Genomic DNA, 25,008 nt, shown 5'->3' on the forward strand with positions numbered 1-25,008 from the left:
GGAGACCATGAATAGGTTAAAGACCCTGTTCCGCCAGAAGCTGTAACTGTAGCACTACCATTAGAACCACCATTACAAGAAACATTAGTTTGAGATGAAACAGAAGATACTATAGCACTTGGTTGTGTAATAGTAACACTTTGGGTTTTCGTACATAAATTAGCATCTGTAATTGTTACGGTATAAGTACCGGCTGCCAATCCTGTAGCCGTAGCTGCAGTACCTCCAGATGGAGACCATGAATAGGTATAAGAAGCTGTTCCACCTGTTACGTTAATTGTAGCACTACCATTAGAACCACCATTACAAGAAACATTAGTTTGGGATGAAACGGAAGATACTATAGCACTTGGTTGTGTAATAGTAAAAGTTTTCGAAATTGATGAAGAATTAGCATCAGTAATTGTTACTGTATAAGAACCTGCGGTAAGTCCTGTTGCTGTAGCATTAGTTCCACCGGAAGGTGACCATGAATAGGTATAAGGAGCCGCTCCCCCAGAAGCTGTAACTGTAGCACTACCATTTGAACCACCATTACAAGAAACATTAGTTTGTGATGTTGTAGCAGATAATGGAGTACTGTCATTATCGAGGATAGTGCCTATACCGGTAACACCATAATTATTTAAAACATTCCCTCCGGTTATTGCTCCTGTTTGAAAATTAAATGTTTCAGTACTTTCAAAAGTAGAATCATCTAAAATTGGAACTCTAATATTTAAAGAAGTAACCCCTTGATTAATTGTAACAGAAGAACTTATATTTGTCCATGTACTATTTGTTGTATTGTAATATTGAATAGAATTAGTGTAATCAGAATTTAATATTGCACTTACATCTGATAATGTTGGAGTAAAAGAAATGGAAGCATTAGCTGCATTAGACAAGGATATAGTAAATGTAGCATATCCTGCATTTTCTGAAATACTAGGACTGCTAATAGTCATGATCGGTGATGTTCCTTGACTTGCTAACATAGCATTTAAGACAGGATCAATGGGATCAGAAGAAGTACTAACTGTTGTGCCATTACTATAAGAACCTTCTTGACCAGGAACCACTAATACATACGCTTCTGATGAGGCAGAGGTTACATAATTAGAATCTGTTGTAATAAAGTTGACACCTAAAGTTGTACCACTAGCTTTATTTTGTCTTGAAATAGTACCATAAATTGAAACTAATTGACCACTACCATTAACATAACGAAGTATTCCATTTTCGTTATTACCGGAAATAAAACTTGTCCAGGTTGGATCTGCTGAAGTAAAACTAAAACTCGTTCCCGATACTAATGAAACCGAAGTTAGAGATTGTGTATTGACAGTATAAGCTGCACCCGAAGCTTTATAAACACTATTAAAGTAAAGTGTTGCAGCATTTAATTTCCCTATTGAAGAGAAACCAACAAATAAAATCAAAAAAAATACCTGTTTAATTTTTTTTGAAATTTTAAAATTTAGTTTTTCAAATAACTTTATTGAGTAATCTTTTATTATCATAGAATATTATTTACAATTAAAGTAAAAACTTACAATTAAAAATTGATAAACAACAAAACTATACCTATGATTTTTTTTTAACTATAAATTGATTAATGAATAAAAATTTATGACACATAAGTTAAAAAATAAAAAAACAATTAAAAATCATTAACTTATGAAAACAAAAAACTCCGATTTAAAATCAGAGTTTTTGTTTTAAAAAAATAATAATTTAAATTTTCTTAAGTTGTTAGAGAAATTACACTTTAAAAATTTTCCCCAACAGTCTTTCCTCATTATTTTTAATACTGAAAAACTTTATTAACTAATTGGCAACAGTAACGTAATTTTAGTCCCCTCTCCTTCCTTAGAAACAATACTAAAGAGTCCTTTCGATTTTAAAACAACTATTCGACTTAAGTACAAACCTAAACCTAAGCCCTGCTGCTCCATTTGTTCTCTATTAAATTGTTTATTAGGCTCAATTGATTTTAATTCTTCCGGCTTAAAACCAGATCCATAATCTGTAATTTTTAACTCATAATATTTATCATTATAAATATTGCCGGCAACACTCACCTGCTTACTTGTATTTGAGAATCTTAAAGCGTTATCTATTAATTCATAAAGTACAAATTCCAGAAAATCAGAATTCATTTTTATCTCCACATTAGCCAGATCTGCTCTCAGCCTTTTTTTAGAATTTTCATAATAAGGCGAAAGAGCTTTTCTTACTTTAACAAAACAATCTAATAAATCACTTTGCTCATCCTCATTAAATTCAATAGTATTGTTTTTTATGTTTTGAAATAATATCACATTTCGCATAGTTCTATTTAAGCGCTCTCCGGAAATTTTAATTGCTTCATAAAACGTTGCTTTATCATTCTTATCAAAACTTTCTTCATGATCAATCAAAAGATCAATAGAACCTAAAATTCCATTTAAAGGAGTATTAATTTCATGTAAAAAAACATTTTCAGATCCTGTATAGATATTATTATAGGAATTCTTTATCTTCTTAAATCGTTTAATTTTAGCATTTACCATTTTTGTCAATTCATCAAACTTAAACGGCTTTGAAATAAACTCATCTACTCCATCATAAATGCATTTTTCTCTGATATTATCTTCTTTTTTTGCAGTCAGAAAAATAAATGGTATTGCATTAAGGGTGCTGTTTTTGTTTATAATTTCATGAAACTTATGACCATCCATTACTGGCATCATTATATCACAAAGAATCAAATCCGGAATCCAGTAATCTAAAATATCTAAAGCTTCCTGTCCATTTTCTGCTGATACAATTTCGTAATCTTCATATTTCAAATATTCACAAATAGTTTCTCTTAAATTTATTTCATCTTCAACCAGCAGTATTCTATTTTTGTTCATAAGGGAAAGTTATAGTTATTTTGGTTCCTGAATTTTCTTTTGTTTTTAGCCTGATTTTTCCTTTTAGCATTCGGGTAAATTGTTTAACAATTGTTAGTCCTAATCCTGAACCTACAATTGTTGTTGTATTTGAGGCCCGAAAAAAAGATTTAAATAAATTTTTAATATCCTGATCCGGAATTCCAATACCATAATCTATTACGTCTATTTGTATGTTTTTTTCCAAATAGCTAATCTTAAGGACAGGGTTTTGTTTTCCTTTGGAATATTTAAAGGCGTTATTTAATAAATTTGTAAAGATGTGTATTAAAACTGAAGTATCAGATTGTACTGGTTTTGAAGAACCAACGGTCACAATATCAACCTCTCTTCCATCGGCTTCATGATTAAAATAGGTAACAATCAAATTTGCCATAAACTCATCAAAATCGACAGCTTCTATTTTAAGGCTAAAATTTTCTTTGATATCATATTTCCCAAAAATCAGAATATTTTCTATCAATTCGGTCATTCGGTTAATTTCAAATTTAATTCTGCTTGTTATTGATGTGAAATTACCTGCCAATTTAGAATCCAATAATTTTGTTTTTATCTCAATTAATTCAGCATTAGAATAAATTACCGTTAAAGGTGTTTTGAACTGATGAGAAGCCATAGCGACAAATTTCGCTTTCAAATCATACAATTCTTTTTCTCTTTTTATCGCTTTTTCATTCTGTTTTTCTAAATCTTTCCTGAGAGTAATATCTCTTGCCGTACTTTGAATACTAATCAGATTATTGTTTACCTCTATTTTTTTGGAAATAACTTCCATCCAAATATAATTTCCATCCTTTTTTTTTACCCTGACATTAAAAATATGTCTATTGGAATTCCTATTATTAATAAAATCAAACTGCTCTGCTAATACATTTTCTGAATCATCCGGATGAAATAATTCATAAGCTGAATTCAATTCCATTAATTCCTGAGGCGTATAACCTAAAATTTCTTTTGAAGATTCTGATATATAAGTATAGTTTCCTTTAATATCTCTTTGAGTAATTAAATCAGAGGAATTCTCTAAAATAAATCTCATTTTTTTTTCAGATTCCTCTAAAGCAATTTTATTAATTTGAATCTCATTTACATCAACGATTGTCCCAATAATTTTTACAGAATCTTCATTTAAATTTCTCTTAATAGTACCTGAAGATTTTACCCAGATGTATTGCTCTTGTTTATTCTTTATCCTATAAACCCCAAAATATTCATCAACATTTCCTAAAATATATTCCTGACGTGATTTTTCTAACTGAACAATATCTTCCGGATGCACTCTTTTTCTCCAAAAATCATAGGTTTGTTCTATTTCATAGATAGAAAACCCAAGAATTCTCGCCCAGTTATTACACATTTTAGTTTCAAAAGTATTTGTATCTAACTCCCAAATTCCTTCTAAAACACTTTGGTCATAATATTTAAAAATATCAAAACTTGGCCCAATATTCTTCCTATATCTAATCTCATTAATTTTAATAGAAATATTTTTAGTAAAGAGTTTTATTAATTCAATTATCTCCGAGTTCCATTGGACTGTATAACAATGCTCAAAGCTTAAAAACCCCCAAAAAATATCATTTTCGAATATGGGTATAAACAAATAAGTTTCTACTTTACGCTCCAACATTATTTGCTTAAAAAACGGCTCTTTTATCCCGTTTGTAAAACCAACAAGATGAAAGCCTTTACTCAAGGGTGTGATTATTTCAGGAATGGATTTACACAAATAACTAAAAAGAGGAACATCATTTTTCCTTAACTCAGGATTAATCCACGAATACGATTCTTCTATAGATTCGTTTTCGATGGTGTAAATATAACTTCTGCAAGCATTTAGACTTTCTCCCAAAATGGCCAAACAGGAATTCAGAGCAGAATCTAATTCTTCTTCTTCAATAAGAATATGATTAGCAGCCGAAACATTTAGGGAGATATTCTTCATAATTTTTAAAAAACCACATTGTAAATTACAATCGTAAAAAAGCGACCAAATTTAAATGATATAACTTTTAACAGAACCATAAATACTTATAGTTTAAATTAGTAGATTTATAATTTAAAAAAGTATTTGTTAGATTTGCCCCATGAAAAACCCCAATAAATTAAATGTAGTATTAATTGAAGATGATTTATTAATAGGAGATTCTATTGTAGAATTGCTCACACTTAATAATTATAATGTATGCTGGCTAAAAGATGGACAGGAAGCGATCAATTATCTTAAAAAAAATATTCCCGACATCATAATTAGTGATTTAATGATGCCTCTAATGGATGGTGAAGAATTGTTTTTAGAAATTCAAAAGAATAAAAAATTCAACTCTATCCCTTTCATTATGATAACCGCAAATGCTGATACCGAAACAAAATTCAGGCAATTAGAAAATGGTGTTCATGACTTTATTATTAAACCATTTAAAGTAAAAGAGTTAATTCTAAAAATCAAAAATTTATTAATACTTAAAAACAGCATTGAGAAAAAATTCACCCCGGATCCTTTCTCAAAAGTTACCATCAAGTTATCAAACAAAGATTTCATAGAATCGGTTAATGAAATTTTGCTAAAAAACATGAAATCAAAAGTCAATGTTGTAGAATTAGCATCCGAATTACACATCAGCAAATCAACTTTAGATAAAAAAATAAGAAAAAGAACCAATAAAAACATCACTCAATACATTAGAGAATTTAAATTAGATTACACCATTAAACTAATCAATGCCGGAGAAAAAAACATTCAGTTTCTGGTTGATGAAGCCGGATTCAATTCTTTTTCTTATTTCTCTACCAGTTTTAAAAAATACATGGGCTTAAGTCCCAGAGAATACATTAATAACGTTCAGAAATAATGCTGTTTCGTTGCGTTTTTCATTCAAATAATTTTTCATTATAAGTATTTAATTTTAAACTATAGCTTAAAATTAAAAATGATTCTTATTGATTTTTTAATTTTCACTTCTCAAACACAATATGCCAAACTATCTTTTAATACAAATAGTTAGTTACTATTCTATTAAGATAGTGGCTTATTATTATTTATAGAATAAAAATTAATATTTTGAATTTAAAAATTAGACCCACTGAAGAACATTGGGAGAAAATAGACATCACACTTCGAGCAAATCCCAAATTTTTAATAGCAGTATTTGTAATTGCCTTACTAAGTTTAGCACTGTCTTTCTTTTTACTTGTGATTTAAAACACAGAACATCTTATCTGTTTATCAATCTAAACTGTTGGATAAAATTGTTTTTTAATACTGAATTTTGGCGGTTCGGGTAATCCTTTATTTAAAAAGGAATACATTGGGAAGAAGAAAATTCAATAGCCAAAACGTTTCTCGTCTCTATAGTTATCAGGATCTTTTTTTAGGTCTTTTACTTCATTTGATTATGTAAAAAACACCCGAACTAGCATTTTTGAAATTCCATTCATCAAGGTTATTATTAGTCAAAATTTAAAGCATCTATATATATTTTAAACTTATAGCTAAATAAAAACAAAATCAAAAAAATCCAATCTAATTTTGCAGCCGTAGGTTTTCTTACCAAACAGCATGTATTGAATTTGGGGGCAATTTCACTTAATGATTACAATTTTGTTAAAAAATCATGCTGTTTTGGTAAGTATTTTAAATGAATAAATCATGTTCTAAATTATGAATGATATAATTTCCAACAAGACAAACGATACCTATCTAAAAACTCCTCTTTTCAGCATAATGAATTCGAAAGTATCTTTTTATTTTAAAAAAGAAGAATTACATTTTGATTTCAATCTTATTTCTAATGTTCAAATTAGAAAAAACAGAGTGTTTTTTATCAATTACATTTTTACGTTTACAGGTTTTATAATCTTTTATTTGGTAAAAAATAAATTCAACATCTACCTGTCTCCTGTTTATTTTCCAATTGCATTTTTAGGAATAGTATACTTTTCTTTTTTATACAAACAATTTTCATACAAATTGCTCATAAATAAAGAAAATTTAATTTTTCATGAATTAACACTTTCTCCAAGAAATATTATTCATGCGCAATATTTTATAACATTGTATAAAAAAACAACAAAAAACAAAAATCTGATTTTAAAATAATTTCAATTTTATTGAGTATAAAAATCCACTATGCTCTTTAATTCGCTAAAAACAAAAGGTTTACTAATATAAGCTTTAGCACCTAAATCCAATCCCTTTTCCTTATCTTCTTTCTCAACTTTTGCAGAAAGTAAGAGAACAGGAATTTTAGAAAATTCCGACTTAATATGTGTTTCCATAAATCCATAGCCGTCTAAAACCGGCATCATGATATCACATATGATAAGGTCAGGATCTATTTCTTGTACTTTTTTCAATCCCTCATTTCCATTTTCTGCTTCAAAAACGTCAAATCCTATAACCATTAACAACTCGGCTACCGTTTCTCTTAGACTGACTTCATCATCTATAATTAAAATCTTTTTCATTTTAATCCTGATTAGCTACTGGAAATTGAAATGTTACTTGTGTTCCTTCCCCCAACGTACTTTCTAATTTAATAGTACCTGAATTTTTCTCTGTAAAAGTTTTTACAATATAAAGACCTAAACCTGTTCCCTGATACCCATTTGTGTTACTTGCCCGGAAAAAAGTATTAAACAATTTAGACTGCTCCTCTTCAGGAATTCCAATTCCAAAATCTCTAATCTCTAATTGTATATTGTCATCAATTTTTTTAATATTAAAAATAATGTCTCCAAAACCTTTAGAATATTTTACTGCATTGTTTAAAATATTCAAAATAGAATATTCCATGAGCTTAACATCAGCATACACCATAAAACGCTCATCATCAAAATCAAACACAATCTTTTGTTTGCTATTCTGATTATCGTAATTTATTTCAATTAGATTACAACAAAGATCTTTTAAATCAAATAATTCAGGATTAAAATTGGTTTTACCTGAATCTTCTTTTGAAATGGTCAATACCGCTTCCATCAAGTCAACAATGCGGTCTATTTCTTCAGTAATAATAGAAACTCTTTTTTGTAAAAGAGGTGCTTTTTCTATTTTTTGATTTTCCAGATACATTCCTATAAGCTCTGCACTGGTACGAATGGTGGTCATCGGAGTTCGGAATTCATGAGAAATGGTTGAAACTAAATTAGTTCGTAATTCATTTAATTCCCTTTCCTGATTTAAAGCTTTTTCTAAAACCATTTCTGCTTTTTTACGCTCTGTAATATCCCTTGAACTTGTTTGAAAACCAACAACTACACCTCTTTGTCTAATCAAATTTGCTTTGGTTTCTAGCCAAATATATTCACCGCTTTTAGTTTTAAATCGCGCTGTAGTACTGTCATCGACTTTTTCATCTATAAAATCAGTCAAACTACTCATTAAATATTGTATTTCTTCCGGAAAAGCATAATCTAAAGGCGAGGTTCCTACCAATTCTTCCGGTGTATATCCTATAAGTTTAGTTGAAGATGGTGATACATACTGAAATGTTGTATCTAAACCATGCACACAAACTAAATCAGCAGTATTATCTGCTAAAAAACGATACATATTTTTAGCCTCTTTTAACTGGATGGCTTTATTTCTGTTATTTTCAGTTAGCAATAATTGATTGTGTCTTTCAATTTTTTTCCTTTCAGTTATATCAATTAACTGTACAATATAAAAAGGAATTTTATTATTTTGCTCAATTGATACCGACATATGAGTCCAAACAAGCGAACCGTTTTTATGAACAAATCGTTTCTCTGAACTAAAATGTGATATTTCTCCGGAGTCCAATTTGTCTTTAAAATCCAAATCAATTTTAAGATCTTTTACATAAGTAATATCCTGAAATCTAAATAACTTCATCTCCTCAGGTGTATATCCAAACATCTCACAAAGTCTTTCATTAACTTCTGTATAAAATCCATCCACATTTACTAAAGCCATTCCGGCAGCAGAATTTTTAAAAGCACTTTTAAATATTTGTTCACTTTCCTTTAATTTATTTGTCAGTTCTTTTTCTTTCGTGATATCTTTCATTGCTCCAATAACACGGATTGCCTGACCTTTTTTATCGCGAATTATAATTGCTTTATCGTTTACATGTGCATAAGTCCCATCTGCTTTTAAATAACGATATTCATAAGCCCACATTCCTTTTTGATTAGCAATAGCTTCATCAAAACTTTCAAAAGTAGCGTTCCTGTCTTCAGGATGTACAAAATTCTCACAAACCTCAGCATCCATAAAGTTGTTCTCAAATTGATATCCAAAAAGCGAAGTAAAACCTTCTCCAACAAAAATTTTATCCGAAATTAAATCCCAGTCCCAAATAGCATCAAAGCTAGCCTTATTAGAAAAAGAAAAACGTTCGTTACTTATCATTAAATCATCTTCAGCCTTTTTCCTGGCAGTAATATCATTAAAAGAACAAACTACATATAGCAATGAGCCATCATTATCAAATACGGGGATGGCATCGACTAACAACCAAACTAAGTCATTTTTAGTCGGACGATGAACTCCCATCACCACATTATTAATAGGTTTTAATGTTTGAATAGCCTGAGGAACAGGATGATCTTCTGATTTAAATTCTGTACCGTCAAGATGAATTACTTTCCAATGTTCATCGAACGAAGTTTTACCCAATAATTGATCCTCGGTCAGACCTAACATTTCACAGGCTGCTTTATTATTTTCTAATATTTCAGACTGTGGACCCTGAACCAAAATACCTACTGCAACATTTTGTATTATACTATTGATTAACTGTCTGTTTTTTATAATCTCATCCTGAAAACGTTTAATTTCAGTAATATCCACACCGAAACCTACCATCATATCAAATGATCCGTCCTCTTTAAAAACAGGATTAAATTTACGATTATAAACACTAATAGTTCCATTAGGATGACGCATTGATTCTTCCCATTGAATCAAAGTCTTGGATTCTAATGATTTGATAAATTTACCTCGTCTGTCTTCAGCGAATTCGTAAGTTCTTCCTGTATGATTGGCATATTCAAAATCATCTTTTCCTATGATAAAATTTCTAAGTTCGTCATTCTTTATTGCTAAGGGGTTTAAATAGATATATTTATGATTCTCATCAAAAACAGCTAAATCCGTTGGAATACGCTCTAAAATTTTCTCATAAAAATCTTTCTGTTTTTCCAGTTTTTGCTGGGTTTGTATATGTTCGGTAACATCTCTACAATTCCCAATAAATATAACTTCTCCATCCTTTTCAGATGATATTAAATTCGAAGCATGCCAAACATAATGTCCTTCTTTGTGCCTGATTCTAAACACAAGATCCTTCTCTGATTTTGTATCTCCCACTGAATGAATAAGATACTCCAAACACATTTCTAAGTCATCAGGATGGATTAAAGAAGCATTAGATGTACCCAAAACCTCCTCTGCCTCATACCCCAAAAGATCAACCCAATTTTTGGAAGCAAAAGTAATTTTACCTTCTTTATCCAATTCGTAAAGGATTTCTTTTGAATTTTCAACAAATAATCCAAATTGTTTTTCTTTTTGATAAATCTGATTTTGTAATCCTAAAAAGCTTTCAATTTGACTCAAAACATAATTCAAAACTTTTAATTGTGAATCAGAAAGATTTTTATTCTTAAAATCGGCCAAACAAAATACACCTATTAGTTTATGATCATATACTATAGGAAATCCGGCATAAAATTGTAGTGAAATTTGTGTTGATTCAGAATTTAACAAATTATCCGAAACAAAATATGATGCTCTATTTTGAACTACATGAGAATTCCATTGTGATATAAATTCAGAAAACAAATCAAAATCAACTCCTGTATTATTTTTTAAGAATTTTTTTGAGGAATTTAAAATTGAAATACATGCAAACGAAACTTCACTAATTTCCAAAGCAAATAAAATACTTTTTTGAAGTTCCTCAGTAAGATTTAAATTATCAAACAGAACATCTGTTTCTTCGCTAATTTGTAATAAAGACATAAAAAGATTATGGTGGTATTTAAATTCTATTGCAAAGTTAACTTCACAAATAGCTAAACACAAAATAAACACTTATTTACCTCAAAATCAAACGTTTTTACTATTTTTAATTTTGTTATAAAATTTTTATTACATAAAAAAGAATTGATTACTATGTATTGGGATATTTCTTTCATTGCATCACACAAAAAAACACCCAAACTGACGTTTTTAATAATCTCAACCTTCGGCTTATCTAAAGTTTTCAACTATTGAATAATGAAATCAATCCAAAAAAACCTCTTTAAAGAATCATTAATTTTTGAAAATCGAAACTCCAATCCAACTCTTTTTTATACCACAATTGTCCCTGAGAAACTTCTAGAGGACAGTCAAAATTATTAGTATAAAGCGCTCCTGTCCCCAGTCCCTGAGGCATTGAATTCTGTTGTAAATAGGTCCATTGCGCAATAGCATTTAAGCCAATATTAGACTCTAGAGCCGAAGTAATCCACCAACCAATTTGATACTTTTCGGCAAGTGTAATCCACTCTTGTGTTCCTCTAAAACCACCTACAAAACTAGGCTTTAAAATAATGTATTGAGGCTTTATTTTTTGCAATAATTGTTCTTTTTCATCTAATGTAAAAACACCTATCAGCTCTTCGTCTAAAGCAATAGGAAAAGGAGTTGTTTTACACAACTCTGCCATCCTGTCAGTATTATTTTTTTGAATAGGTTGTTCAATACTATGTAATTCAAATTCATCTAATTGATTTAATTTACCTAAAGCTTCATTCAAAGCAAAAGCTCCATTAGCATCTACCCTGATTTCAACCTGTTCAGGGGTAAAATATTCTCGAATATAACGCAACAATTCCAGTTCTTTTTCGAAATCTATGGCGCCAATTTTCAGTTTGACACAACGGAATCCCTGAGCTAATTTTTCTTCAATTTGCTGCTTCATAAAAGCTGCTTCACCCATCCAAATCAAACCGTTAATTTCGATTGATTTTTCACCTTCGGTAAACTCAGAAGGAAAGAGTAAAAAGGGTGTTTCACTTGCCATGGACTGAAAAGCCATTTCGACTCCAAACTGTATCGAAGGAAACTCCATTAAGGCTTCCCAAAGTACATCTTTACCTAAATAAATATTAGCGCAAGTCCATTGTAATTTTGCTTCATAATCCGGTCGGTCATCAGCGCTCAAACCTCTTAAAATTCCGCACTCTCCTATTCCCTTTTTTCCGTTTTCTTCTAAAACCAAAAACCAAGTTTCTTTCTCGGTCATCACGCCACGGGAAGTTCCTGAGGGACCTTTGAAATTAAGAATGTATTTATGATAGGTTGCTTTCATGTTTTTTTTACCGCAAAGAGCGCTAAGTTTTTCGCAAAGGTTCGCTAATTTTTTTTTATAATTAGACTATACTCAAATTATAATTTTGATTTATTCAAATAAGATAATCCAATTAATAGAATTCCAAAAAGACACAATCCAAAAAAGATATAAGTTGGCCATTCATTACAGATATACATTTTGATATTTAAAATTATCCCAATTAGAAGAATAAAAAAACCAGACAAACGCAATTTATTCATGATATTATTACCTATTACTATTATGAAAACAAATCAGTCCTTAAGCCATTAAGATATTAAGCAAATTAAACCAAAACCTTAATAAAACTGAATTTCTTAATGGTTTTTATTATTTCAAGCCTTCCTGGTAAATTATTTTTCTAATAACTTCAAAACCCTTTCAAAATCATTGTTTTGAATTCCTACTTTTGCGAAAGCCTGATAATCGTCTTTGATTTTTTGAGTCCAACTCAAATTATCGGTTACATTTTGATTTTGGTATTCTTTATAAATCGTTTTAGCTTTTGAATATTCGCCATTCAGCAAATAAGCATGCGCTAAATTTAATTTGACAAACAACTCGCTATCATCGATTTTTTCGCCTTCTTTCAGCGATTTAATTGCTTTTCCGTATTGTTTTGTTAAAAGATAAGAATAGCCCAAATTACTGTAATCTAAAGCCGTTGCTTTTCTTTGATTGACAATCTCATTATAATTTTTTATTGCTGAGCCATAATCACCTTTCTTAATATTAGCAGAAGCTTTTGCACGCAAATCATTAAAAACAGTTTTAGCAATTCCGGTTTCTTCAAAACAACTCGCACCAAAATCCTTATATACCTTAGACTGCTCCATAGGCAATAATTTTTGAAATTCCTTAAAAGTGTATTCTTTTTGGATTTTATCACCAATACAAACGCAAAAATCGTCTGAATTTGCCATTTTTCTGGCTAATGCCGAAGTTTTACACTGACTGATAATGAATTTTCTGTTTTCTAAAGTCCAACCTCTGCTTAATTTAGCATCAACCCAAGGCACCACTTCAAGGACAATTTTTTGTTTCATAATCCAATTGGAACTTTCGAAACCAAAATACAATTTGCCAGAATTCGATTTAATACAAGCCGATTTATCGATAGAAAGTCGCTTAGCATCTTTGCTTAAAGGCGTATTTTGAACCAGACAGGCATCGGCCGTTCCTCCATTAGAAATATAATCAGCAGTTAATTCTTTTTTCGAAAAAATAGCGTATTTGCATTTGTCATCTCCCGAAATTTTTGATGCTAAAAAAACAGCTCCCGCTGAACCCTGACTAATTCCTGTTGGATCAGGAATGGATTTTAAAACCGAAACCAGACTGCTCGCCATTTGCTGGTTATCGTCCAATAGCGTGATTCTGTAAATCAATTCGGTGGTTCCTGCCGGAAAATCATCGGTTTCAACAATGATTCTGTCTCTGGCAGAAACAGAAATTTCTTTATAGGTCGCTCTTTCTTTGTCCCAATAACCTGTTTTTTGAGCAAATGCAGACTGATATAAAAAGCTAACAAATAGCCCTAAAATTATTTTTTTCACGAAGTAGTTCTTATTAACTGAATCTAATTAGCCCTGATAGTCCCGATAGCTATCGGAATAGCTTCTAAAAATTTTACAATTCGATACTATCTCCTATTTCAAGTAGCATCAGGTCTTTTCCTTTGTCGAAGAATTTTTGAATAGCTTCTTTATGATCGATTTTGATGTAACCAAAAGTATCGTAGTGATAGCCCAGAATCTTATCGCATTCTACAAAATCAGAAGCCAAAATAGCATCTTCAACATCCATCGTAAAATTATCACCTATTGGAAAAATGGCTAAATCGAGCTTGGTACGCATTGGAATCAATTTCATATCCATTGTCAAAGCCGTATCACCGGCGATATAGATGTTTTTATGTTCGCCTTCGATAACAAAACCACCCGGATTCCCTCCGTAAGTCCCATCAGGAAACGAACTCGAATGAATGGCGTTTACATATTTCACTTTCCCAAAGTCAAAATTCCAGCTTCCACCGTGATTCATAGGATGTGCTTCGAAACCTTTGGCAGCATAATATCCTGCAATCTCAGCATTCGATACAATTACAGCGTTAGTACGTTTGGCAATTGCTTCCACATCCAAAACATGATCGCCATGAGCATGAGTCAGCAAAATATAATCGGCTTTTAAATCTTCGATATTGATATGTGCTGCTAAAGGATTTCCTGAAATAAAAGGATCTACAATAATGTGTTTTCCACCTACTTTAATCCCTAAAGCAGCGTGTCCGTAATAGGTTATTTCCATATTTTATTTTTTTTAGTGAGTTGGAAGCTTGAAGTTCGAAGTTGGGAGTAGCCAACCTGAAACTATCCTCTTTTTTCTTTTTTCTTTTTTCTTTTTTCCAAATTTTATCTTCCGCCTAAAAAAACATTAACAATGATATCTGAAAAAAAGTAAATCATGCACAAAGACAACAAAACTGCAAGTGCAAAAGTACTTAAGGCTAACTTTTTCAACTCCGGATCTAATGCTTTAGGTTCCTGATTTTTACAAACCCTGATTAAATGTTTAGTTAAAGGGATATAAGTCAACAGAAACAGGTATTGATCAAATTGAAATTCGCTTATAATTGTGAATGCCAAAGTCAAAACCATTGCACCAATAATTAAAAAGTAATGGTATTTTTTAGCCTTTGCTCCGCCAATTTTTACCACAATGGTGTTTTTACCAACCTTCTTATCTGATTCTTCATCACGCATATTGTTTAAATTCAAAACACCTACGCTTAAAAAACCAATGGCCATAGCCGGTAAAATCAATTCGAAGTCCAACTGTTTTGAATATAAAAAGTTTACTCCTAAAGTGCTCACCAATCCAAAAAACACAAAGACAAACAAATCACCATAGCCACGGTAACCATAAGCGGTATTTCCAACGGTATAACGAATAGCCGAAAGAATAGCTAAAATTCCTAAAACCAAATAGAAAACAGAATAAAACAAATGCGCATAGCCAAAAGCATAATAAATTAATGCTATTGCCGAAAGCAAGGTCAAAAAAGAAGTAATGATAATAGCCCGTTTCATAGCAGCAGGAGAAATCACACCACTCTGAATAGCCCGTTTAGGACCTATTCGGTCTTCGTTATCGGTTCCTTTTATTCCGTCACCATAATCGTTGGCAAAATTGGAAAGGATTTGCAAACCCAATGTAGTTAGTATCGCAAAGCCAAAAAGTCTCCAGTTAAAAACTTCTGTAGGTGTTAATATTTCATCGGTAGGATGCGCTAAGGCATACATACTTCCCACTATAATTCCCGATACAGACAAAGGTAAGGTGCGCAATCTTGCGGCTTCAATCCAGTGTTTCATTATTTATTATTTTTGATTTTAAAGTGTAGATTTTAGATTCCTTTCTGTTTTTTTTTAGATTTTTCAAGATCAAATCTAAAATCTAAAATCAGAAATCTACAATTCATTATGGCAACCATTTCTTTTCGAAATTAGGCTTTCTTTTTTCAAGGAAAGCATTTCTTCCTTCTTTAGCTTCTTCGGTCATATAAGCTAATCTTGTTGCTTCACCTGCAAAAACCTGTTGCCCCACCATACCATCATCGGTAAGGTTCATGGCAAATTTCAACATTTTGATGGATGTAGGTGACTTAGCTAAAATTTCCTGTGCCCATTCGTAAGCAGTAGCTTCTAATTCATCATGCGGAACTACAGCATTTACCATTCCCATTTCAAACGCTTCCTGAGCCGAATAATTACGTCCTAAAAAGAAAATTTCACGGGCTTTTTTCTGTCCCACCATTTTAGCTAAATATGCCGAACCATAACCGCCGTCAAAACTGGTTACATCGGCATCGGTTTGTTTAAAAATAGCATGTTCTTTACTTGCTAAAGTCATATCGCAAACCACATGCAAACTATGTCCTCCACCAACAGCCCAACCCGGTACCACAGCAATAACTGCTTTTGGCATAAAACGAATCAATCGCTGTACATCTAAAATATTCAATCGGTGGTAGCCATCTTCTCCTACATATCCCTGATGTCCGCGAGCTTTTTGATCGCCACCACTGCAAAAAGACCAAACTCCGTCTTTAGTACTAGGTCCTTCAGCAGAAAGCAAGACTACTCCAATTGAAGTATCTTCCTGCGCATCATGAAAAGCATCTAAAAGTTCGGAAGTTGTTTTAGGTCTAAAAGCATTTCTAACATTAGGTCTGTTGAACGCTATTCTGGCAACACCATTGCATTTTTTATAAGTGATATCTTCGTATTCTTTGACTGTGATCCAATCCATTTTAATGGGTTTAAATTATTTTAGCGTAAAAATAAATCATTTTTTACACTTTATCTATCCTATCCTTTATTTAACTCTAAAAAAGAATTGCTAACGCAGAGACAAAACTCATTGAGAAAAGTATTAGCCTAACAAATTAAGAACTTAAAACAACTATTTATTACTTAATTTTCTTATATTTACAATAATTCCTAACATACAAAAACACTCTTTGATTATGGAAATATGGAATAAATACACTTCAAGAATCAGACAAAACATCTTGGTTTCTTCCGAAGAAAATAAAGATTTAAAGTATTGGCGCGATGATATGTTTTCAAACACCATCATATATATCATTCCGTTGAGTATAATTGCCCTGATTCCATCATTATTTTGGGCATTTGAATCCAAATTACCCATTATGATTTGGATTGATTTACTATCGGTTATAGCTGCTCTTTTTATAGGGCTCAAAAAAGGAATCAAAATAAAGCAACGCAAATTGCTTTTTATTGGAACCGTTTATTTTCTAAGCTTTTCCCTTATTTATTTTGTCGGACTAAATAGCACTCTTTATTTACTCGCAGCCTGTTTTCTATCAACATTTATTTACACTTTCAAAAACCAGTACACTCCTGCTCTTATCAACTTTTATATTTCTGTTTTTTATATCTCAGCTTATTACCTGAATTTAACTCCTACACAACGTATCGATTTTAAATCCAGCGAACTTTTTGCTGTTTTTGCCAATCTGATATTTCTAAGTTTTCTAATTTGTTCTTTGGTTCCAAAATTATTTAACGGCCTTGACGAAAGTTTTAAAAACAATATCAGGCACACTAAAAAAATAGAAAAACAGAATGAGGTTTTAAAAGAAATCACCTGGATTCAATCGCATGTAGTAAGAACTCCGCTATCACGCATAATGGCAATTTGCAACCTTTTGAAAGAAAATGACAATACTGAAGAGGAAAAAACTTTTCTAATGGAAAATATAATTATTTCCAGTAATGAATTAGACGATATTATAAAAGAAATTGTTGCCAAATCAGAAAACATACATTCGGTAAAAAAGTAATTTTCAACAGTTAATGGAACAATTTCAATTACTCATTTTTATATCTGGACGCAAATTTATTTATACGGTAATCCTTATCTCGTTAATCCTTTGAAAATGTTAAATTTTAGGAAATAAATGTTTTTTTTAAAATTGCGAAACGCTTTTTTTATTAATTTTAGGTGTAGTTAGTTCTGGAATTGGTGGAAATATTTACAATGCAAGCTAACGATGGAGTTTCTCACTGATTTATTAACTTAAAAAAAGAATATTGAAACAAACAACAAGCTTTATCACTCTTTTTTGTACGTTACTAAATTTAATCAAAAACGGAAGGAAAGAGCCCAAGAGGGAAACACTAAATTTTATACGAATTTATTCAAAGTAGCACCTACGGACAACCATTTGGATTACTATACAAAACTTTCATTCATAAAATGAATACGTAAAATCCAAAAAAACTATTAATACCAAAGGCTTTTGATGCAAAATGAAATTCCAAGTAGCATTTAGAGTAAAAAAAGATAAAGAAAAGAAACAGTTAACGTGAAACTGAAAATACAGTTTCCAATTGTTTAACAGCTTATAAGTTATCCAAAAATAAGAAAGCTTATAAAAATAGAAAGACTAACCATAAGGATTAGTCTTTCTTTTTTTTTATTCTTTTACGAGATAAATTCCGTCCTCCTTAATTTCAATCAGTTTTTCTTTGTACAAAGCACCAATGGCTTTCTTAAAAGTCTTCTTACTCATCTTAAGTACCGTTTTAATATCTTCGGGATGAGAATTATCATTTAGTCTTAAAAAACCGCGACTGGCTCTTAATTCATTTAAAATCTTATCGGCATTTGGTTCAATTCCTTCGTAACCCTGTTTTTGTAAAGTAACATCTATTTTGTGATCAGGTCGAATGTTTTTTATAAATCCACGCATTCTGTCACCGGTACGAATACTATCATCATAAACCTCATCTTTATACAAAAGTCCTTTGTGTTTTTCATTGATGATAACATTAATTCCTATTTCGGTAATATGAGAAACAATTAAATCTACTTCTTCACCTTTTTCAACCGTAAGCGTTTCGTTATTAAGAAACTGATTGGTCTTACTTGAAGCAACTAATCGGTTGGTTTTTGGATCCATATAAAGATAAACTAAATAGCGCTTTCCTTTTTCCATTGGTCGGGCTTGCTCTTTAAACGGAACCAAAATATCTTTTTCCATTCCCCAATCCATGAAAGCCCCCACCTGATTGATGTAATTAACACGCAAAAGTGCAAATTCATTCAATAAAATATAAGGCTCCAAAGTAGTAGCCACAGGACGTTGTTCATGATCTAAATAAACAAAAACAATCAGTTCTTCGCCTATTTCAAATTCGTTAGGGACATATTTATTAGGCAAAAGGACATCGTGAATTCCTTCAGGATCTTTTTCGGGATCTCCTAAAAACAATCCTACTTTGGTATCACGTAATATCTTTAAGTTATTGTATTTTCCTATTTTAAGCATTTTCTTCTTTTTTCTAAGCCGCAAAGGTAAATAATTTAACCACAAAGAACACTAAGTTTTTCGTAAAGGGCACAAAGCTTATGATTCACAAGAATCTGTGGTAATTTCTCAAATCCGTGTCATCTGTGTTCCTTCTTTATTTCTTTACCAAAGTCACATCATCTATTAGACAAAATGCATTAGCAGTTCCATCAGCAAAAAAGCCAATTGTGACTTTTCCATTTTTAATCAAAAAATCATTTATACAAATACTTTTCCAGGAAGGATTTTCATCTTCAATAGTAATTTTATAATCGGCACCGCCACTTTTGGCAAACATTTTCAATTCGCTAAAACCTTTGCTGTTTTTAACTCTGGCTGTTAAAATATATACCCCATCTTCTAAAACAACATATCGAGAAGAATTGATTTGTTGAGAAATTTCTCTTGCAAAATCAACTTTATCCGTGATATTCAAACTTTTTTCACCTATAACTTCTTTTCGGTCTTCCTCAGTATTAAAATAATTCAATTGTGGCGAATCCTCACTTTTTACCTTAATCGGATTTCCTTTAATTACTGTCGTTTTCCAACCCAGTAATTGCTCCTGAATCGGCTTAAAACTACTCGGGATTTTATTTCTGTCGGCCTCAAAACTACCGTTTTTCACATAATTATTATCTGCCGCTACACTCCAATTCCCTGTTTTTTCGTCCAGATTCCAGGAACTTAAGGAATTAAAATAAGGCTTACTCCCATTAAAAGAAAGCGGTACCCATTGATTATAACCCAATCCATTCCCTGCAAAATCAGCCCAACGATCTCCGCAATACAAAACAGTTTCTTTACCATTTCTTTTTATCGTATAAAAAAATCCCGTTTGGGTTACATGAGCATAATCTTCGTCAGCTCCATCCATAATCTGCATATTGTTTGTTGGCAAAAATGGCCCTCTAATATCATCCGAAACCAAATAATAGGCAAAAGAAGCGTCCCAGCCATAAATATTAGAAGCCGCCATGTAGTACTTATTTTTGTATTTAAACATGCAATTTCCCTCACGGCTTTCCCCTTGAAAAACTTTGGTACAATCTAAAATAGTTACTTTGCCATCTTTAACCCCTATTTCAGAAACATAGATTTTATTACGCCCTTTGCCATAGGAATAAATCAAATAAGATTTTCCGTTATCATCGGTAAAAACAGTCTGATCACCGGTATTGGTTGTACCAATCCATGGCTCCATATTTATTTTTTGATGCCAAACAAAATTCCCCGTAGGAGAATCGGCTAACGCTACCAACACCTGATTTCCATGTTGAACAAATAGTGCATATTTATTGATTTCTTTTACAAAAGCCACCCCCAAACGTCCTACCCAGGTTCTCTTTCCATCAGGAAATGCTGCTGCATCAGTAAAAACATCACCTTCTGAAGTCCAGTTGACCAAATCAGTCGAACTATAACAAGTCACCGATTTAAAAGTACAATGATCGTATTTTTTCACAGGCTCTTTTCTATATTTTTCAGCTTCCTCATAGTGCACACCATACCAATAGTATTTTTCAATTCCGTCATTATCTTTAAACTTAAAAATCCCTCCTCCCTGACTATAAACAGGCTGTCCGTCTTTGGTAACCCAAAAAATATCGTTTTTAATATTTTGATTTTGTGCCAATGTATTTATGGTTGAACACAAAAACAGTATTCCAATCCATATAAATTGGCTTTTTAATTGAACAGAATTATTCTTTATCATAATTTGAGGAAATCAATAAAAGTTTAAAAGGCTAAAATAAAAGCTAAATAACAGAAAATTGTCCTGTACTATGCTGAATAAAAAAACTCCTGGACAAATTCTATTTAAATTTTGTCGAGGAGTTTTTCAGCAACATCAATTGTTATATCTAAACGCAAAATGTTGTTTCTTTATTAATAAATGGCAAAATACTATTTTAAATTCTCTTATTTTTTTATAGTATAATATGCTGTTTTAACTACTGGAATTCCTGAAGCTGTCATCCCTTCAAGAGCCACTTTTACTTTAGTTTCTACTTTAGTATTGTAATAACTCACATTAGCAAGACCCATTTTATCAGGATGAACATAAGGATTCCAATACAGTGTATTTCTAACTGATAATTTATTATCTAAATCCAACTGAACCTGTTCCGGTGTAGGTGAATAAAAAGTACGTGAAATATAATAACCATCAATTTCCTTTTGGATAGCATAGGTTTTTTCCTTACTTCTGTTACCTGTATTCGGTTTTGTATAAATTGCAATGAATCCACTCTCTGCAGATTCTCCAAAAAACATGGTTGCCTGTGTTCCTCTGATTACATCAATCTTCTCAACATCCATAGGCTGAATAACATCTATTTCACCTTTGGTTACTTCGAAACCATTTAGCACATACATAGGAGATGCATTATTACGTAGAAAACGTATGGAATCACCATCTAACATTACTCCCGGAATTTTTTGAGCAATTAATTCATATATATTGGTAAATGTTTTAGTATCTTCATCAGCCACATAACTGTTTTCAGGCAAACCAAAAAAAGATCTTGATGAAGTTTTCTTTTTACCAACAATTGTCACTGCATTCAATATATTTTCAGGTTTAACCCCAAATGCTGCATATTTTCTAAAAACATTTTCGGCCACTAAACGTGATGTTTCCGACCAATTACTTACCTCATCTTTGTAGTTTACTCCCAATGGTTCCTGTTCTATGGTATCCAAAACAATTTCTCCTCTAAATTTTCCTTTTTCATTAACTGAATTTAAAAACATATTGGTTTTTCCGGAAAACATCATATTCTCAAACTTAAAGTTTCCTGTTGTTGCATCTGGTTTTAAACTAAAAAAGTTTCTTCTTTTCTTATTTAACAATGCCAATGAAATATAACCGTTTTCTAATGGCTTATCTGCAAAAACTTGTTTTACTCTACCTGAAATGGTAATCCCTTTTTCTACTTTAAAATTATCTTTAGGATTTGGCAAACTTTTCCAGACAAAATCACGCCAGCCTTGAGTTAATAATAAATTATCCAAATGTTCTAAACGCTTTGGATTTGTATTATCAAAATAATAGGCCGGTCGAAAAACTTTTCCTTTAATATCAGATTCCATTAAGAAATACGAACTAATAGTTGAACCATATTCTTTATCTTCCAAAATTCCATCCATATCAGTTACGCTCATAGAATAGCTTGCTGATTTTACATTTCCGTCTTTTGATTTTGAACTTATATTGATAGTCGTTTTTTCGTTTGGCTGATAAGTAGTTTTATCAGCAATCAACTGAACGTCTAAATCCTGTTCTTTTTCAAGATAAACTAAACGTTCACTTTGAGGTCTGTTATTACTATCAAATAAAGTAATTTGGCTAATTCCTTCAGGCGATTTATCTTTGGGTAATTCAAAAGACAAAGTAGTAGCAGTCAAATTTAATACACTTTCCAGATAAGAAACTCCTCTTGTTTTACACACAACTGTAAGTGCTGCATTAACATTTTGAGCCAGAGTAGCTTCATTGGTACTAATTGTTACGATATTTCTGCCCTTAAATGCCCGATAACCTATTAAATATCCTAATTTAGTAGCTTGTGGTAAATCTTTTTTAAATTCAATTCCTGTGGTGGTTTTTCCTTTAGCATAATAATTTTTTCCTTCTAAAGGCAACATCTGAAGTTTCCCCATTCCATCATGCACACTTTGAAAAGAAGTCACTACTTGATTATCTGTATCGTAAATTTCCCCCGTAACTTCTATTGGATTTCCTTTACTATCTACAGCTTTAAAACCAACTATACTTGCTACATTATCTAAAAGAGAACCACCTTCTGGAAAAAAATCCACAAAAATTTCTTTTTTATTAACTGTTAAAGTTGTTTTTGGCACAATAGGTTTTCTGGTTTTAGGATCCAAAATTGGAGGTAAAACTTTATTGGGTTTGGTATGCATCTCAAAAGCATCCAAAATTTCTATTTCCTTTTTAAAAACAAAATCCTCACCAAAATTTCGATCCCAATTAGTATAAGCCCTTAACTGATAAACTCCCGGTTTTACTCCAAGTGAATCTGCTAATTGAAAGTCACCATACCCCAAGCCCATTTCAATATTGGTTTTGTTACGAGCAATTATTTTAGAATCAGGTGCAACTAATTCTACATATAAAAGATTACTGTTATCAAATAACAAATTATTAGTAGCTCTTACATCATATGCTTTATACCAAAGATCATCACCAATAAAATACCGAGTTCTATCAGTATGCAGGTATATTTTTTCAATATCCGAAATTTTTTTTTGTTCCTGCGCTTGCACAAAACCAAATGATACCAGCAAATAAAACAAACAAACAAAATAACAAGTCTTATTGACTAGAATAGTTTTCATCATAAAAAAACAGATATATATTAAACAAATTTCTATTGATAATCTAGTTACCAAAATATTTAAAAAAATTAAACACTATTTTATCTAAAAAACAGCGTAGGAAAATTTTACTAAAATAAACACTCCCCATCAAATAACTAACCTGTACTGTCCTGTATTTCAAAAAAAATATACTATAAACTATTTATTTTTTAACACTATAAAAACTAGTTTTTACAACCGGAATTCCACTAGCAGTAATACCTTCAAGAGCCAACTTTATTTTGGTTTCCACTTTGCTATTATAAAAATCTACAGTTGCACTTCCTGATTTATCTGGATGAATATAAGGATTCCAATAAATGGTATTGCGTACGCCTACTTTTTTATCTAAATCCGGATTAGGATTTTCGGGATTAGGAGAATAAAAAACACGTGCGTTATAATAACCTTCAAGCTCCTTTTTAACAGATTGAACAACTTCTTTTATTCTATTCCCTTTATTGGGTTTGGTATAAATAGCTATTATCCCATTACGTCCATGAGCCTTTCCAGGCGTTTTATCATCTCCTCCAAAAAACAAAGTTGCTTGTACTTTTCCAACTGCATCAATTTTTACAACATCCATAGGTAAAACTGCCTCCACCATAAACTTTTGATCTTCAGGAACTACATATCCATCAATAATATAAAGAGGATCAGGTCCTCTAAAAAAACTTGGGAATTTTTGCTCCAACAATTCAAAAATTGTACTAAACATATGGGTATTTTCATCAGCCTCAAAAGTAATATCAGCTAATCCGTAATTCCCGTGGTTAGCAACTATATCATATTTCTTTTTTATTGTATTTGTCACTGTAACTTCCTTCAACACATTCTCCGGTTTTACTTCAAATGCTGAGAATTTTTTCAACACATTTTCTGATAATGCATTACTTGGTTCTGATAAAAAAATAGGCTCTTTTTTCAGCGAAATATCCATCGGTGAACATTCAATGGAATCCAAAAGCATTTCCCCTCTAAACTTTCCTTTTTCGTCTCTGGTATTCAAATACATCTTTGCTTTCCCTGAAAATTCCAAATTTTCAAATTTAAAACGGCCAATAGAATCAGTCACCGTATTAAAAATTCCATGATTTTTTTTACTCATTAAAGCCAAAGTCAAATTATTATTTACTAACGGCTTATCTGCAAAAAGTTGTTTAACTCTTCCTGAAACGGTTATTCCTTTTTCTATTTTATAACTGTTTTTCTCATCAGTTTTTGGTATGGATTTCCAAACAAAATCACGCCAGCCCTGAGTTAACAGTAAATTGTCTAAATGTTCCAATCGTTTCGTATTAATTTTGTCAAAATAATAAGCAGGGCGATAGACTTTCCCTCGAATATCCGATTCCATTAAGAAATACGAACAAATATTTGAATCATAATTATCCTCTTCTACTCCATTTGTATCGGTTACACTCAAAGAAAAACTGGCAGATTTTCCTTCTCCCGATTTTGATTTTGAAGAAAC

At 31.4% G+C, this 25,008-nt stretch carries 15 protein-coding genes and 1 pseudogene; 2 read left to right on the forward strand and 14 right to left on the reverse strand.

Translation table 11 applies throughout. The features are described 5' to 3' along the window. The 3 genes and pseudogenes from BLR17_RS14945 to BLR17_RS14955 all read right to left on the reverse strand — a co-directional run. A pseudogene (locus tag BLR17_RS14945) lies at positions 1-1,421 on the reverse strand (Calx-beta domain-containing protein); the annotation flags it as partial. Between the two features lie 384 nt (positions 1,422-1,805). Continuing rightward, complete coding sequence (locus tag BLR17_RS14950) at positions 1,806-2,879, reverse strand: ATP-binding response regulator (protein ID WP_066325927.1); 1,074 nt, start codon at positions 2,877-2,879, stop codon at positions 1,806-1,808. Next, the gene (locus BLR17_RS14955) at positions 2,866-4,863 is read right to left on the reverse strand and encodes a sensor histidine kinase (RefSeq protein ID WP_066325929.1); all 1,998 of its coding nucleotides are present in this window, start codon (positions 4,861-4,863) and stop codon (positions 2,866-2,868) included. The genes BLR17_RS14950 and BLR17_RS14955 overlap by 14 nt, the downstream gene beginning before the upstream one ends. A 142-nt stretch (positions 4,864-5,005) precedes the next feature. On the opposite strand from BLR17_RS14955, the gene BLR17_RS14960 reads away from it, so the two are divergent. Next, positions 5,006-5,770, forward strand: a complete 765-nt coding sequence (locus BLR17_RS14960; protein ID WP_066325930.1) for a response regulator transcription factor — start codon at positions 5,006-5,008, stop codon at positions 5,768-5,770. 1,255 nt (positions 5,771-7,025) lie between these two features. On the opposite strand, the gene BLR17_RS14970 is transcribed toward BLR17_RS14960, so the two are convergent. The 7 genes from BLR17_RS14970 to BLR17_RS15000 form a co-directional block, all read right to left on the reverse strand. Then, entirely contained in the window at positions 7,026-7,385 is a 360-nt protein-coding gene (locus BLR17_RS14970) for a response regulator transcription factor (protein ID WP_066325934.1), read from the reverse strand. A 1-nt stretch (position 7,386) separates the two neighbouring features. Beyond that, a complete protein-coding gene (locus BLR17_RS14975) occupies positions 7,387-10,908 on the reverse strand; it encodes a PAS domain S-box protein (RefSeq protein ID WP_066325936.1) in 3,522 nt (1,173 codons plus the stop codon). Positions 10,909-11,191: 283 nt separating this feature from the next. Beyond that, positions 11,192-12,244: an o-succinylbenzoate synthase gene (locus BLR17_RS14980; protein ID WP_066325938.1), complete on the reverse strand. Its 1,053-nt coding sequence runs from the start codon at positions 12,242-12,244 to the stop codon at positions 11,192-11,194. A 374-nt stretch (positions 12,245-12,618) separates the two neighbouring features. Further along, complete coding sequence (locus BLR17_RS14985; protein WP_066325945.1) at positions 12,619-13,821, reverse strand: tetratricopeptide repeat protein; 1,203 nt, start codon at positions 13,819-13,821, stop codon at positions 12,619-12,621. A 73-nt stretch (positions 13,822-13,894) separates the two neighbouring features. Then, the gene (locus BLR17_RS14990) at positions 13,895-14,572 is read right to left on the reverse strand and encodes a metal-dependent hydrolase (protein WP_066325948.1); all 678 of its coding nucleotides are present in this window, start codon (positions 14,570-14,572) and stop codon (positions 13,895-13,897) included. A 104-nt stretch (positions 14,573-14,676) separates the two neighbouring features. Beyond that, a complete protein-coding gene (gene menA, locus BLR17_RS14995) occupies positions 14,677-15,639 on the reverse strand; it encodes a 1,4-dihydroxy-2-naphthoate octaprenyltransferase (protein WP_066325950.1) in 963 nt (320 codons plus the stop codon). 106 nt (positions 15,640-15,745) lie between these two features. After that, positions 15,746-16,576, reverse strand: a complete 831-nt coding sequence (locus tag BLR17_RS15000; RefSeq protein ID WP_066325953.1) for a 1,4-dihydroxy-2-naphthoyl-CoA synthase — start codon at positions 16,574-16,576, stop codon at positions 15,746-15,748. Between the two features lie 217 nt (positions 16,577-16,793). Here BLR17_RS15000 and BLR17_RS15005 point away from each other — a divergent pair, with 217 nt between their 5' ends. Then, positions 16,794-17,636 (forward strand): hypothetical protein, encoded by an 843-nt coding sequence (locus BLR17_RS15005; RefSeq protein WP_066325955.1) that lies wholly within the window; start codon positions 16,794-16,796, stop codon positions 17,634-17,636. A 636-nt stretch (positions 17,637-18,272) separates the two neighbouring features. Here BLR17_RS15005 and BLR17_RS15010 read toward each other — a convergent pair. The 4 genes from BLR17_RS15010 to BLR17_RS15025 all read right to left on the reverse strand — a co-directional run. Continuing rightward, the gene (locus BLR17_RS15010) at positions 18,273-19,127 is read right to left on the reverse strand and encodes a CvfB family protein (protein WP_066325957.1); all 855 of its coding nucleotides are present in this window, start codon (positions 19,125-19,127) and stop codon (positions 18,273-18,275) included. 136 nt (positions 19,128-19,263) lie between these two features. Continuing rightward, on the reverse strand, positions 19,264-20,865 hold the full coding sequence (locus tag BLR17_RS15015; RefSeq protein ID WP_066325959.1) for a family 43 glycosylhydrolase: 1,602 nt from the start codon (positions 20,863-20,865) through the stop codon (positions 19,264-19,266). 206 nt (positions 20,866-21,071) lie between these two features. Beyond that, positions 21,072-23,516, reverse strand: coding sequence for a Plug domain-containing protein (locus BLR17_RS15020; RefSeq protein WP_139068332.1), 2,445 nt, complete (start codon positions 23,514-23,516; stop codon positions 21,072-21,074). Between the two features lie 181 nt (positions 23,517-23,697). Beyond that, positions 23,698-25,008: hypothetical protein (locus BLR17_RS15025; RefSeq protein WP_175444414.1), on the reverse strand; the 1,311-nt coding region annotated here is incomplete at its 5' end.

The sequence above is a fragment of the Flavobacterium glycines genome, from assembly GCF_900100165.1.
In the GTDB taxonomy this organism is placed as follows: Bacteria; Bacteroidota; Bacteroidia; order Flavobacteriales; family Flavobacteriaceae; genus Flavobacterium; species Flavobacterium glycines.